Genomic DNA, 14,168 nt, shown 5'->3' on the forward strand with positions numbered 1-14,168 from the left:
GTTATTCCCTTATGTTGAATGCTCAAGTAATCCTATTATGCCACAGCCAAATGCCTTCGTCATACTTTTTACGTTTAATTGACCGCACTTTATCCGTTCGCCCCATTTCGCAATTTACGCTATAATGCGACACTTTTCATTATTTTTGAACGGAATATTTATGCCAACTATCGCTCCAAATCCATTAGTCCTAGTGGACGGTTCATCTTATTTATATCGTGCTTTTCACGCATTTCCACCACTCACCAATTCAGCCGGCGAACCAACCGGTGCCATGTACGGTGTGTTAAATATGCTCAAAAGCCTGATTTCGCAAGTGCAACCGAGCCATATTGCGGTAGTCTTTGATGCAAAAGGCAAAACGTTCCGTGATGAAATGTTTGAACAATATAAATCCCATCGTCCACCGATGCCGGACGATCTGCGCAAACAAATTCAGCCGTTACACGATATTATCCGTGCCCTTGGCATTCCTCTGTTAGTCATTGAAGGCGTGGAGGCTGACGATGTCATTGGTACCTTGGCGGTAGCGGCTTCTAAAGCCAATCAAAAAGTCTTGATTAGTACCGGTGATAAGGATATGGCACAACTGGTGGATGACAACATTATGTTGATCAACACCATGAATAACACCTTATTAGATCGCGAGGCCGTGATTGAAAAATACGGTATTCCGCCAGAACTCATCATTGATTACTTAGCGCTAATGGGCGATAGCGCCGATAATATTCCAGGCGTAGCGGGTGTCGGTGAAAAAACCGCACTTGGCCTCTTGCAGGGTATCGGCAGTATGGCAGAAATTTATGCCAACTTAGACAAAGTGGCCGAATTGACAATTCGTGGCGCAAAAAAATTAGGGGATAAATTATTGGCGGAAAAAGAAATGGCCGACTTATCTTATCGTCTTGCCACGATCAAAACCGATGTCGCCCTCGATATCACTCCGGAGCAACTTACCCTTGGTGCAAGCAATAACGATCAACTTACCGAATATTTCGGCCGTTATGAATTTAAACGTTGGCTCAATGAAGTGATGAATGGTGCTGATTCCATCACCAATAACAGCGAACAACCGACTAAAATTAATCATTATCAAGCCACACCTGCGCTTGCTCAAGACAATAGCGATGAATCATTGCCGGCAATTCAAATTGATCGCAGCCGTTATGAAACCTTGCTCACTGAAGCAGATTTAAATCGTTGGGTGGAAAAACTCAATCAAGCCAAACTTTTTGCCTTGGATACAGAAACCGATAATTTAGATTATATGGCTGCCAACTTGGTGGGTATTTCCTTTGCGTTAGAAAACGGTGAAGCCGCTTATTTACCGCTACAATTAGATTATTTAGGCGCACCAAAAACTCTCGAAAAAACAACCGCACTTACGTTGTTAAAACCGATTTTAGAAAATCCTACTATTCAAAAAGTCGGGCAAAACTTCAAATACGATCTCACCATCTTCGCCCGTAATGGCATCGATGTGCAAGGTGTGGCTTTCGACACTATGCTTGAATCCTATGTACTCAACAGCACAGGCCGTCATAATATGGACGATCTGGCGAAACGTTATTTAGGACATCAAACCATTAGTTTTGAAGAGATTGCAGGCAAAGGTAAAAATCAGCTGACCTTTAACCAAATTCAGTTGGAACAAGCCGCCGAGTACGCGGCGGAAGATGCTGATGTAACAATGAAACTGCAACAAGTGCTATGGGAAAAACTCTCTAAAGAACCCACTCTGGAAAAACTCTTTAAAGAAATGGAATTGCCGTTGTTAGGCGTACTTTCCCGTATGGAACGTCGTGGTGTCTTAATTGATAGCGATGCGCTATTCCTACAATCTAACGAAATCGCTAACCGTTTAAATGAATTAGAAGAACAAGCCTATATCTTAGCGGGGCAGCCATTTAATTTGGCTTCCACCAAACAATTACAGGAAATTTTGTTTGATAAATTAGGTTTGCCGGTCATTCAAAAAACACCAAAAGGCGCGCCATCCACCAACGAGGAAGTATTGGAGGAACTTGCATTTAGCCATGAATTGCCGAAAGTGTTGGTAGAACATCGTGGTCTCAGCAAACTAAAATCGACCTACACTGATAAATTGCCGCAAATGGTGAATCCGCAAACGGGTCGAGTGCATACTTCCTATCATCAAGCGGTGACAGCCACCGGTCGTCTTTCATCAAGCGATCCGAATCTGCAAAACATTCCGATTCGTAATGAAGAAGGTCGCCGTATTCGTCAGGCATTTATTGCGCGCGAAGGCTTTACTGTTGTGGCAGCTGACTATTCGCAAATCGAGCTGCGCATTATGGCGCACCTATCACAGGATCAGGGGTTAATTAACGCCTTTACCCAAGGCAAAGATATTCACCGCTCTACTGCAGCAGAAATCTTTGGTGTGGCACTGGACGAAGTGACTTCCGAACAACGCCGCAATGCTAAGGCAATTAACTTCGGTTTAATTTACGGTATGTCAGCCTTTGGCTTATCGCGTCAACTCGGTATTGGCCGTGCCGATGCCCAGAGCTATATGGATTTGTATTTCAAACGCTATCCTGGCGTACAAACTTTTATGCACGATATTCGCGAAAAAGCCAAAGCCCAAGGCTATGTGGAAACCCTATTTGGCCGTCGTTTATATCTACCAGATATTAACTCTTCTAATGGTATGCGCCGTAAAGCAGCCGAACGTGTCGCGATCAATGCGCCAATGCAAGGCACTGCCGCAGACATTATTAAACGCGCCATGATTCAATTGGATCAAAAACTACAAAACGATCCCGATATTGCGATGATTATGCAGGTGCACGATGAATTGGTGTTTGAAGTGCGGTCAGAAAAAGTCGCGTTTTATAGCGAGCTCATCAAAACACAAATGGAAAGTGCGGCTGATTTAGTGGTGCCATTGATTGTAGATGTGGGGCAAGGCACTAACTGGGATGAGGCTCACTAACAAATTTAGTCATGAATAAAGTTATTAGAAGTCACCTATTTACGGCTGAACGCGCTTGGGGAGCCCTTGATATTACCAATATGAATGGCATTTCCGTGCGTCTTCACTGGACAGATAAACCTTACAAATGGCATATCAATGACGGTGAAGAAGTCTTTGCTGTCATGGATGGTACGGTGGAAATGCGCTACAAAGAAGAGGGCCAAGAGAAAGCCGTATTGCTCTATGCGGGTGATATTTTTTATGCGGGTATCGGTACCGAACATGTAGCTCATCCACAAGGCGAAGCGCGTATATTAGTTATAGAGAAAGAAGACAGCATTTAACAGACTTAAAAAGAATTTTATGAATCAAGAAAGACTTAACGAAATCGAAAAACCATTACTTCATCTTGTAGAACGTGATGTTGTTCCTGCACTTGGCTGTACTGAACCTATCTCTTTGGCGCTTGCCGCAGCAACTGCAGCTAAATATTTAGGCAAAACACCTGAACGTATTGAAGCTAAAGTATCACCAAACTTAATGAAAAATGGATTGGGTGTTGCAGTACCTGGAACCGGCATGGTGGGCTTGCCAATCGCAGCCGCGATTGGTGCTTTAGGCGGTGACCCTGAGGGTGAGTTGGAAGTATTAAAACACATCACACCAGAGCAAGTTTCCCAAGCCAAAGCGATGCTTGATAAAAAACTCGTTAATGTCGATATTCATCAAACCGATCATATTTTATATTCGGAAGCCGTGTTGTTTGCGGATAAGGACCGAGTGAAAGTAGCGATTCAAGATCAACACACCAACATCATTTTGATTGAAAAAAATGGCGAGGTCATTTTTGAGAAAGAACACGATGAATGTGCTGATTGCGACCCTTATGATATTTTCAAGCAGGTGAGCGCACGTGAAATCTTTGAATTTTCTTGTGAAGTTGAGCTCGATAAAATCCGCTTTATCGGACAAGCTGCCGCGCTCAACCGCGCGCTGTCTAACGAAGGATTGCGCGAAAATTATGGTTTACATATTGGCAGAACGTTACGCAAACAAGTTGGTAGTGGCTTAATGTCAGACGATTTACTCAGCAAAATTATGATCGAAACCACTGCAGCCTCCGATGCCCGTATGGGCGGGGCTACATTACCAGCAATGAGTAATTCAGGCTCTGGCAACCAAGGTATTGCCGCGACTATGCCTGTGGTTGTGGTCGCCGATTATTTAAACGTGAGTGAAGAAAAACGTCTCCGAGCGCTCTTCTTATCACACTTAATGGCTATTTATATCCACAGTAAATTACCCAAACTTTCTGCCCTTTGCGCAGTAACCACTGCCTCAATGGGAAGCTGTGCAGGTATCGCTTATTTACTTACGGGAAAATTCGAAACCGTGAGCATGGGGATTTGCAGCATGATTGGTGATATTAGCGGAATCATCTGCGATGGCGCATCTAATAGCTGTGCGATGAAAGTGTCCACCAGTGTGGCTTCTGGCTATAAATCGGTACTCATGGCGATGGATGAAACCCATGTGACGGGTAATGAAGGTATCGTTGAACACGATCTCGATCGCACTATCGACAATCTATGTTCAATTGCCTCTAAGAGTATGCACCATATTGATCGCCAAGTGATTGAAATTATGGTGAGTAAACCCTGCCCTTAACATCGAGATAGCTTACGATAAAGTGCGGTCAGAAAAATATACAAATTTCTGACCGCACTTTTTTTATATCAAAAAAATATATTTTCTAGCAAAAAGTTATTGGCGTTACCTTCTTATTTTTTTAGAAAATACTGCCCTACTTAGTTCTAAAAGAAAGGAATATTTATGCTTTTAACCGGATTACTTTGCGGAATTTTACTCGGATTTGTGATGCAGCGTGGACGCTTTTGTATTACTGGTGCATTTCGCGATATGTATGTCACCCAAAATAACAAAATGTTTGTAGCCCTTCTATTAGCGATTACCGTGCAATCCATCGGTTTCTTCCTCTTAAAAGAAATCGGTGTATTAAATGTCGATCCGGCTGAAAATTTTGCCTTTTTAGCGGTGATTATCGGTGCATTTGTATTTGGTATTGGTATTGTTCTTGCTGGCGGTTGTGCGACAGGTACATGGTACCGTGCTGCGGAAGGCTTAGTCGGCAGTTGGGTCGCGTTATTCACTTATATGTTGTTAAGTGCCATCATGCGTACTGGCCCATTAGGCGAATTCAATAAAACTTTACGTAGCATCAATATCGAACAACGCAATATTTATGATACATTCGGTATTTCACCTTGGTGGTTAGTCGCATTATTAACTTTAGTGACAGCTTTCTATATGTACAAACATCTCAGCAAACCAAGCGTAAAAGTCGCGGCATTAAAACCGAAGAAAACGGGTCTTGCTCACTTATTATTTGAAAAACGCTGGCACCCATTTTTCTCTGCCGTATTAATCGGATTAATCGCACTTGCAGCTTGGCCACTCAGTGTCGCTACTGGTCGTGAGTTTGGACTTGGGATCACTGGTCCATCAGCCAATATCATGCAATTCCTCGTTACTGGCGACGGTAAATTTATTAACTGGGGCGTATTCTTAGTTTTAGGGATTTTTATTGGATCATTCATCGGCGCGAAAGCAAGCAATGAATTCCGTGTCCGCGTACCGGATGCCACCACAATTCTACGCAGCGGACTCGGCGGTATTCTCATGGGTATCGGTGCAACCCTTGCAGGTGGCTGTTCTATCGGTAATGGCTTAGTCGAAACCGCCTTTTTCTCTTGGCAAGGTTGGGTCTCATTGCCATTGATGATTCTCGGTACTTGGGTAGCCGCCTACTTCACCATTATTCGTCCACAACGTTTAAAATTATCAAAAGCATAGGAGCTTATATGATCGTTAAATTACCAACACTCGGCCTTGTTTGCCCATTTCCTCTCGTTGAAGCTAAGGAAGCCATGGCTAAGCTAAATAAAGGCGATGGCCTCGAAATTGAATTCGACTGTACCCAAGCCACTGAAGCTATCCCCGCTTGGGCGGCTGAAGAAGGTTATGAAGTGACTAACTTCGAGCAAATTGATGATGCCAAATGGTCAATTACAGTGATTAAATAATAAAAAAGAGCGGTCAGAAAAATATATAAATTTCTGACCGCTCTTTTGCTTTAATGAATCGAAATAATTAAATCAATTCGACTGGTACTTTCACCACCAGTTTTTTCACAAAACTTGATTTGCCGTTTACGGTGCAACCTGGTTTATGTGGCTCATAAGGGAAAAAGACAGCGAACATTTTTGGTAAAAGTGTCACAGTGCTTTTATTTTCAATTTGCGGGGTGAGTTGGTAATCATCGGCATCACGATATTCATCGTATAAGCTGAGGTTTGGATAAGTCGCGCTTACTTCAACATTCTCTTCACCACGAATAAGTAATTGAATATCCAAATATTTATGGTGAAGTTCAGCTTGTTTGCTATCCGCTTCAACCGTATCAAATTCCATGACATTCATATAGACTTGCTCGCTTAAATCATGACGGCCATTTTCTAATGCTTCAAGATCTAAGGTATTGAGATGATCGCAAATGTCCGCGATAACTTTTGGTAAACCCACTTTGAAATTTGGGTTATTTAATGCACTGATAATCATAGTGTCTCCTTACGTATGTATTTGTATGAGAATATGATAACAAGTTGCTTATATTAAATAAAGTTACCAATAAATTTAAAACTCTGTATAATAAGCGAGCTTTATTTTCTGCATTAGCGTGCGGCTATCAAAAGAGATTTTTAAACGCCCAAAGTGCGGTCATTTTTTCGAAAGATTTCTTTTGCTAGTCGCAATCTGGAAAATAAAGCTTTGTTTTAAATATTATTTTGAAGGAAAACATTGTGAATCCAATTGTTAAACAATTTAAATACGGTCAACATACCGTTACTCTAGAAACCGGCGCAATTGCACGTCAAGCAACTGCTGCGGTTATGGCAAGCATGGACGATACCACGGTATTCGTGACTGTTGTTGCTAAGAAAGATGTGAAAGAAGGTCAAGACTTCTTCCCATTAACCGTAAACTATCAAGAGCGTACTTATGCGGCGGGTAAAATCCCTGGTGGTTTCTTTAAACGTGAAGGTCGTCCATCTGAAGGCGAAACCTTAATTGCACGCTTAATCGATCGTCCAATTCGCCCATTATTCCCAGAAGGTTTCTTCAACGAAATCCAAGTTGTGGCAACTGTAGTTTCTGTAAACCCACAAATCAGCCCTGACTTAGTGGCAATGATTGGTGCTTCTGCTGCATTAACCTTATCTGGTGTGCCTTTCAATGGTCCTATCGGTGCAGCACGCGTTGGTTTTATCGACAACCAATTCGTATTAAACCCAACTATGGCCGAACAAAAACAAAGCCGTTTAGACTTAGTGGTTGCAGGTACTGACAAAGCCGTATTAATGGTTGAATCTGAAGCTGACATCTTAACTGAAGAACAAATGTTAGCGGCAGTCGTATTCGGTCATCAACAACAACAAGTTGTAATCGAAGCGATCAAAGAATTTGCAAAAGAAGCAGGCAAACCACGTTGGGATTGGGTTGCACCACAACCAAACACAGATTTAATCAACAAAGTAAAAGCGATTGCTGAAACACGTTTAGGCGATGCATACCGCATTACTGAAAAACAAGCTCGTTACGAACAAATTGATGCGATTAAAGCAGATGTGATTGCACAAATCACAGCTGAAGATGAAGAAATCAGCGAAGGTAAAATCGTGGATATTTTCACCGCACTTGAAAGCCAAATCGTTCGTGGCCGTATCATTGCAGGTGAACCACGTATTGATGGTCGTACCGTTGATACCGTTCGTGCATTGGATATTTGTACTGGTGTATTACCACGTACTCACGGTTCTGCAATTTTCACCCGTGGTGAAACGCAAGCGTTAGCCGTAGCAACTTTAGGTACTGAACGTGATGCACAAATCATTGATGAATTAACAGGTGAACGTCAAGATCACTTCTTATTCCACTACAACTTCCCTCCATACTCTGTAGGTGAAACCGGTATGATCGGCTCACCAAAACGTCGTGAAATCGGTCACGGTCGTTTAGCAAAACGTGGTGTCGCTGCGGTTATGCCAAGTCTTGCAGAATTCCCGTATGTGGTGCGTGTTGTATCTGAAATCACTGAATCTAACGGTTCTTCTTCTATGGCATCTGTATGTGGTGCGTCTTTAGCATTAATGGATGCGGGTGTTCCAATCAAAGCCGCTGTTGCAGGTATCGCAATGGGCTTAGTAAAAGAAGAAGAAAAATTTGTGGTGCTTTCAGATATTTTAGGTGATGAGGACCACTTAGGTGATATGGACTTTAAAGTGGCTGGTACACGTGAAGGTGTCACCGCACTTCAAATGGACATCAAAATTGAAGGTATCACCCCTGAAATTATGCAAATTGCATTAAACCAAGCAAAAGGTGCACGTATGCACATTCTTGGCGTAATGGAACAAGCAATCCCTGCACCACGTGCAGATATTTCTGACTACGCACCGCGTATTCACACCATGAAAATTGATCCGAAGAAAATCAAAGATGTTATCGGTAAAGGTGGTGCAACTATCCGTGCATTAACTGAAGAAACTGGTACTTCTATCGATATCGATGATGATGGTACAGTGAAAATTGCTGCAGTAGATAGCAGTGCAGCGAAAAATGTGATGGCACGTATTGAAGAAATTGTTGCTGAAGTTGAAGCGGGCGCAATTTACAAAGGTAAAGTGACTCGTCTTGCTGACTTCGGTGCATTCGTCGCTATCGTTGGAAATAAAGAAGGTTTAGTTCATATTTCTCAAATCGCCGAAGAGCGTGTAGAGAAAGTGAGTGATTATCTTCAAGTGGGTCAAGAAGTGACTGTTAAAGTGGTTGAAATCGATCGCCAAGGTCGTATCCGCTTAACCATGAAAGATCTTGCACCAAAACAAGAAACTGAAGCAGAATCTGCACCAGCAGAAGAGACTTCTGTAGAACAAGAATAATCTCACAGGGTGTGTAAAAAACCTTACACACCCGTTTTGATTATCAAACTAACTTATAAAACAATGCAATATTTTCGGTTATTCCGTTTTCTAGTTTCATTATCTAGCCTAAGTCTGACTTTATTTATTTCCGGTTGTGTGCAATCGGGAAACGTGTTTGTCGCACCAAATAAAGTCGTACTCGCAGATCAAACGCCGAATACGCACTTCGAACAAGAAGTGATGATTACCCGAATCGGGCAAGTTTTATTAGTTGGTAAAATGAGTAATGAAGAACGGGCGACGCTTCACTTTGAACGTGGCGTTTTATATGATTCCCTCGGTTTATGGGGCCTCGCACGTTATGACTTTACACAAGCCCTTGCATTACAGCCAAAGATGGCTTCCGTTTATAATTACTTAGGGCTTTACTTACTGCTTGAAGAAGATTACGACAGCGCATTAGAAACCTTTAATGTGGTGTTTGAGTTGGATCCAAGTTATGACTATACCCACCTTAATCGTGGTTTAAATTTTTATTACGTCGAACGCTATAATCTTGCTGAAGACGATTTGATGAAGTTTTACGAAGCCGATACCAAAGATCCCTATCGCGTACTCTGGCTCTATTTGAACGAACAAAAATTAAAACCACAAGAAGCCCATGCCAACCTTGTTGAACGAGCTAAAGGGCTATCTAAGGACTTCTGGGGAACAAATATCGTTCAATACTATTTAGGTAATATTTCCGTGAGTGACTTGCAAGAACGGGCAACTAAATTTGCAGAAAACTCACAACAATATGCAGAAATATTAACCGAAACCTACTTTTATCTAGCAAAACAAAAACTCAATTTGGGGCAAATTGATGAAGCGGCGGCTTTATTCAAACTTGCTATTGCGAATCAGGTGTATAACTTTGTTGAGTATCGTTTTGCCGTGTTAGAGCTGATGAAATTGAAACCAGCTCAAACTGACGACGAAAAAGAAGAAAAAAGTGCGGTCACAAAAACTGCTGTTTTTTAGACTTGCCTCTTTCTTTTGTAACAAATAAACCTGAAAGCGAAATTGAGCTTTCCTTACTTACATTCGAGTATTTTAATGACAGACAAAATCACTTTTAATGATTTAGGCTTGCCTGAATTCATTCTAAAAGCCGTTTCTGACCTTGGTTTTGAAACACCTTCGCCAATCCAACAAGCTTGTATTCCTGCTCTTTTAGAAGGCAGAGATGTACTGGGTATGGCACAAACCGGTAGTGGTAAAACTGCCGCATTCTCTTTACCTATTTTGGCAAAAATTGATCCTGCCGCAAAACATCCACAATTATTGGTAATGGCACCAACCCGTGAACTTGCAATTCAAGTTGCTGATGCTTGTGAACACTTCATGAAATATGCAAAAGGCATCAACATCGTGACCCTTTATGGTGGTCAACGCTATGACATTCAATTACGAGCATTAAAACAAGGTGCACAAGTTGTTGTAGGTACACCGGGTCGTATTTTGGATCATATCCGTCGTAACACATTAGATCTATCTGAATTAAAAGCTATCGTACTTGATGAAGCAGATGAAATGCTTCGCATGGGCTTTATTGATGATGTAGAAACCGTTATGGCTGAATTACCTGAAGAGCACCAAACTGCGCTTTTCTCTGCTACCATGCCTGAGCCAATTCGTCGTATCACAAAACGCTTCATGAACAACCCGCAAGAAGTAAAAATCAAAGTAAATAACGATAATGCGCCAGACATTGAGCAAAATTGTTGGTATGTTCAAGGTTTCCGTAAAAATGACGCATTATTACGCTTCTTAGAAGTAGAAGATTTTGATGCAGCCATCATTTTTACCCGTACTAAAACGGGCACACTTGATGTGACTGAATTATTAGAAAAACACGGTTTCCGTGCTGCGGCATTAAACGGTGATATGACCCAACAATTACGTGAGCAAACCTTAGATCGCTTACGTAATGGTAGCCTTGATATCGTCGTTGCAACCGATGTGGCTGCGCGCGGTATCGATATTGAACGTATCAGCCTTGTAGTGAACTATGACATCCCACTTGATGCAGAGTCTTACGTTCACCGTATCGGTCGTACTGGTCGTGCAGGTCGTTCTGGTCGTGCATTGTTATTCGTTGAACCACGTGAACGCCGTTTACTTCGTAATATCGAACACTTGATGAAAAAACCAATCAATGAAGTTGAATTACCAAATCATGAAGTGTTGCAAGCCTGTCGTCGTAAAAAATTCCAAGACAAGATTACCAAACAATTGGAACATCATGATCTTGAAATGTATCGTAGCCTATTGGAAGATTTATTTACCGCGGATCAGGATCAAGAAGATATTGCTGCAGCCATGTTGATGTTGCTTCAAGGAAAACAAAAACTCATCCTTCCACCTGATCCACCAATGGATAAGCGTCGTCGTGAGCGTAATGATCGCGGTGATCGCCGTGAAAATCCACGTTCAGCTGAACGTCGTGGTGAACGTAAAGGCTACGGCACGCCACAACCGATGGATTTATATCGTATCGAAGTAGGTCGTGCAGATGGCATAGAAGTGCGTCATATCGTAGGTGCTATCGCAAATGAAGGTGATATTAACAGCCGCTATATTGGCCATATCAAACTTTACGATGACTACTCTACTGTTGAATTACCACAAGGTATGCCAAAAGAATTGCTCCAACAATTCGGAAAAACTCGCGTTTTAAATAAACAAATGCAAATGAGCTTTATGGGCGCAGCACAGTCAGACAATAGACGTGGTGGCAATGACTTTGGTGGAAAAGGTCGCCGTAATGAACGTGGAGACCGAGGCCAAGATCGTTTCCGTGGTGAACGTAATGGTGATCGTCGTCAGCGTAAATTTAACGATAAAAACGACCGCACTTTTAACGAACGTGGTCGCCGAGATCGCCAACGTTAATCCTTATTTAACAGCCCCTTGAAGTAAAAGGGGCTTTTTTATTGTCTTAATTCTCGTTACAATCGTCTCTTATCTCAATTTATAAGGTTTATCTATTGAAAGGTCTATTTTTACGTATTATTGCTGCTTTTGCATTATTACTTTGGGCAATTGATATGGTCTTCCCTTGGCAAAAAATTATGCAATCGGAGCAAAACCCTTACACCACGATCAAAAATCGTGGCAGCCTGATTGTCGGCACCATTAATAATCCCATTTACTATTTTATTGGGAATGAAGGCGAATCAGGCTTGGAATACGAATTAGCAAAAAACTTTGCTGATTATTTAGGGGTTCGCTTACAAATTAAAACCTTAGAAAATAACGATCAACTTTTTAATGAATTGGAGAACAATAATATTGATATCGCTGCTGCGAATCTTTTGTTCCAGCCTCAACGAGCAGAAAAATTTCAGTTAGGACCATCTTACACCTCTGCCTCTTGGCAGCTTGTATATAAAAAAGGTGAAAATCGCCCGAAAGATTTAGCGCAAGTCCAGCAAGAAATTATTATTTCTGCGGGGGAAGACTTAGAAAAATTATTATCCCTTGCACAGAAAAAACTTCCTGCACTTAAATGGCAGAATAACAAGCAGTTAACCCAAGAAGAATTATTAATTCAAGTAGCGGAAGGCAAAATTCCTTATACAATTGCAAATAGTATTGATGTGGCAGCAGCACAACAAATTCGCCCTAACTTAGCAATTGCATTTGACCTAACAGATGAAATGACTGTGCATTGGTATCTTTCTAATAAATCCTATAATGAGCTACAAGCAGGCTTGTTGGATTTTATGAATAACGCCATTGAAACGGGATTAATTGATCGTATTGAGGAAAAATATTTCCGCCATATTACCGCCTTTGACTATGTAGATACTCAGGCTTATTTAGAGGCGGTTGAAAAAATCCTTCCTCAATATCAACCGCTCTTTGAAAAATACAAAGGGAATTTAGACTGGCGATTATTAGCTGCTGTAGCCTATCAAGAATCGCATTGGGACCCTTATGCTACCTCTCCAACAGGTGTACGCGGGATGATGATGCTTACCAAAGATACGGCTATGCGGATGAATATTAATAATCGCACTGATGCCGAACAAAGTATAAAAGCGGGATCGGAGTATTTGCATTGGCTACTCGACCAAATGCCAGACAGTATTCCAGAAGAAGATCGAATTTGGTATTCTTTAGCAGCGTATAACATGGGATTAGGACATATTTTAGACGCACGTCGCTTAACAAAAAAATTAGGCGGCAATCCTGATAACTGGTTAGATGTGAAAAATAATCTTCAACTATTATCGGAAAAGCGCCATTATTCAAACTTAAAATATGGCTATGCTCGCGGCTATGAAGCCTACCAATATGTCGAGAATATTCGCCGTTACATGAATAGTATTGTAAATTATCATCGCGTTCAAGAAAACCAAGCGACTGCAACAGAGTAAGTGCGGTCAGAAAAAACAACGCTTTATTGAACTCAAAGAAAACAAGGAGAAAAAGATGTTAAAAAGAAAAACTTTTTTAAAGAAAAAAGCATCAAGAGATATCTCTGCCTCACGCAACTTGCGTTTAAGACGCTTAAAACACCGCAAAGCAAAACAATTTCAACGTCATGCGTTACAATTAGTGATTCAAGATATCTAAAAAAGGGCGAACATCATGTTCGCCCTTTTTATTTATTCATTATCCTTTATTTTTCAAAAGAATCTTTCAAACGCTCATCTGCTCGGCGGGATTCGCCTTTATGTTGAAGTTTATTTAATTGACGTTCTAATTTTTCTTCAACTTCATTGATCGCTTTATACATATCATCAGCCGTTGCCGTGGCTAACAGATTACCTAATGGAGTTCCAATTGAAGCCTCTACAGAAAAGCCGTTTGGTACTTTACTTAAAACAAAGTGTGGGCTAATCAGTTGAGTGTGCCATTTCTCTAATTTTGCAAGTCTTCCCTCCACATGTTCACGAATTGCAGGGGTGATTTCCATTTGTTTACTTGTGATATTGAGTGTCATAGCATTTACCTCTTTTGCTTAAATGAACCCTTCGGTTCCGTTCATCTTTAATAACAACATATCGACCTTGAACCACTTTTTCAAGTGCTTTTAGGTAAATAAAAAAACAAATGTTCAAAAATATGATCGGGATCTAATTTCTGAAAAAATGTGATTTCATTTCCGTGTAAACTTGTTATGATGTAAAGCTGTAAACAACAAAGGGAAGCTCTCGGCTTCCCTTTTCTTT

At 41.3% G+C, this 14,168-nt stretch carries 12 protein-coding genes; 10 read left to right on the forward strand and 2 right to left on the reverse strand.

From position 1 onward, the window contains the following. Window positions 1–160 precede the first annotated feature (160 nt). The 5 genes from polA (at window position 161) to INP93_RS00640 (ending at window position 6,045) form a co-directional block, all read left to right on the forward strand. Window positions 161–2,959: a DNA polymerase I gene (gene polA, locus INP93_RS00620; protein WP_197544848.1), complete on the forward strand. Its 2,799-nt coding sequence runs from the start codon at window positions 161–163 to the stop codon at window positions 2,957–2,959. Between the two features lie 11 nt (window positions 2,960–2,970). Further along, window positions 2,971–3,285 (forward strand): cupin domain-containing protein, encoded by a 315-nt coding sequence (locus INP93_RS00625; protein ID WP_197544849.1) that lies wholly within the window; start codon window positions 2,971–2,973, stop codon window positions 3,283–3,285. Between the two features lie 19 nt (window positions 3,286–3,304). Continuing rightward, window positions 3,305–4,609: an L-cysteine desulfidase family protein gene (locus INP93_RS00630; protein ID WP_197544850.1), complete on the forward strand. Its 1,305-nt coding sequence runs from the start codon at window positions 3,305–3,307 to the stop codon at window positions 4,607–4,609. A gap of 165 nt (window positions 4,610–4,774) precedes the next feature. After that, complete coding sequence (locus INP93_RS00635; protein ID WP_269473959.1) at window positions 4,775–5,815, forward strand: YeeE/YedE family protein; 1,041 nt, start codon at window positions 4,775–4,777, stop codon at window positions 5,813–5,815. An 8-nt stretch (window positions 5,816–5,823) separates the two neighbouring features. Then, the gene (locus INP93_RS00640; RefSeq protein ID WP_005631077.1) at window positions 5,824–6,045 is read left to right on the forward strand and encodes a sulfurtransferase TusA family protein; all 222 of its coding nucleotides are present in this window, start codon (window positions 5,824–5,826) and stop codon (window positions 6,043–6,045) included. A 67-nt stretch (window positions 6,046–6,112) separates the two neighbouring features. On the opposite strand, the gene nanQ is transcribed toward INP93_RS00640, so the two are convergent. Then, window positions 6,113–6,580, reverse strand: a complete 468-nt coding sequence (nanQ, locus tag INP93_RS00645; protein WP_049364874.1) for an N-acetylneuraminate anomerase — start codon at window positions 6,578–6,580, stop codon at window positions 6,113–6,115. 242 nt (window positions 6,581–6,822) lie between these two features. Between nanQ and pnp the strand changes: the two genes are divergently transcribed. From pnp to INP93_RS00670, 5 genes are all read left to right on the forward strand, one after another. Beyond that, entirely contained in the window at window positions 6,823–8,961 is a 2,139-nt protein-coding gene (gene pnp, locus INP93_RS00650) for a polyribonucleotide nucleotidyltransferase (RefSeq protein WP_197544851.1), read from the forward strand. A 63-nt stretch (window positions 8,962–9,024) separates the two neighbouring features. Continuing rightward, window positions 9,025–9,966 (forward strand): lipoprotein NlpI, encoded by a 942-nt coding sequence (gene nlpI, locus INP93_RS00655; RefSeq protein WP_197544852.1) that lies wholly within the window; start codon window positions 9,025–9,027, stop codon window positions 9,964–9,966. A gap of 75 nt (window positions 9,967–10,041) precedes the next feature. After that, window positions 10,042–11,880: a DEAD/DEAH box helicase gene (locus INP93_RS00660; protein ID WP_197544853.1), complete on the forward strand. Its 1,839-nt coding sequence runs from the start codon at window positions 10,042–10,044 to the stop codon at window positions 11,878–11,880. 95 nt (window positions 11,881–11,975) lie between these two features. Then, the gene (gene mltF / locus INP93_RS00665; protein WP_197544854.1) at window positions 11,976–13,370 is read left to right on the forward strand and encodes a membrane-bound lytic murein transglycosylase MltF; all 1,395 of its coding nucleotides are present in this window, start codon (window positions 11,976–11,978) and stop codon (window positions 13,368–13,370) included. Window positions 13,371–13,425: 55 nt separating this feature from the next. After that, a complete protein-coding gene (locus INP93_RS00670; protein WP_005697833.1) occupies window positions 13,426–13,569 on the forward strand; it encodes a hypothetical protein in 144 nt (47 codons plus the stop codon). 46 nt (window positions 13,570–13,615) lie between these two features. On the opposite strand, the gene hpf is transcribed toward INP93_RS00670, so the two are convergent. Then, window positions 13,616–13,939: a ribosome hibernation-promoting factor, HPF/YfiA family gene (gene hpf / locus INP93_RS00675; RefSeq protein WP_005695412.1), complete on the reverse strand. Its 324-nt coding sequence runs from the start codon at window positions 13,937–13,939 to the stop codon at window positions 13,616–13,618. Window positions 13,940–14,168: the final 229 nt, after the last annotated feature.

Source organism: Haemophilus parainfluenzae, from assembly GCF_014931415.1.
Classification (GTDB): Bacteria; Pseudomonadota; Gammaproteobacteria; order Enterobacterales; family Pasteurellaceae; genus Haemophilus_D; species Haemophilus_D parainfluenzae_AF.

Excerpts from the sequence above, each read along its gene's own strand:
- polA (WP_197544848.1), top strand. The coding sequence starts at position 161 with ATGCCAACTATCGCTCCAAATCCATTAGTCCTAGTGGACGGTTCATCT.
- INP93_RS00625 (WP_197544849.1), top strand. The coding sequence starts at position 2,971 with ATGAATAAAGTTATTAGAAGTCACCTATTTACGGCTGAACGCGCTTGG.
- INP93_RS00630 (WP_197544850.1), top strand. The coding sequence starts at position 3,305 with ATGAATCAAGAAAGACTTAACGAAATCGAAAAACCATTACTTCATCTT.
- INP93_RS00635 (WP_269473959.1), top strand. The coding sequence starts at position 4,775 with ATGCTTTTAACCGGATTACTTTGCGGAATTTTACTCGGATTTGTGATG.
- INP93_RS00640 (WP_005631077.1), top strand. The coding sequence starts at position 5,824 with ATGATCGTTAAATTACCAACACTCGGCCTTGTTTGCCCATTTCCTCTC.
- nanQ (WP_049364874.1), bottom strand. The coding sequence starts at position 6,580 with ATGATTATCAGTGCATTAAATAACCCAAATTTCAAAGTGGGTTTACCA.
- nlpI (WP_197544852.1), top strand. The coding sequence starts at position 9,025 with ATGCAATATTTTCGGTTATTCCGTTTTCTAGTTTCATTATCTAGCCTA.
- INP93_RS00660 (WP_197544853.1), top strand. The coding sequence starts at position 10,042 with ATGACAGACAAAATCACTTTTAATGATTTAGGCTTGCCTGAATTCATT.
- INP93_RS00670 (WP_005697833.1), top strand. The coding sequence starts at position 13,426 with ATGTTAAAAAGAAAAACTTTTTTAAAGAAAAAAGCATCAAGAGATATC.
- hpf (WP_005695412.1), bottom strand. The coding sequence starts at position 13,939 with ATGACACTCAATATCACAAGTAAACAAATGGAAATCACCCCTGCAATT.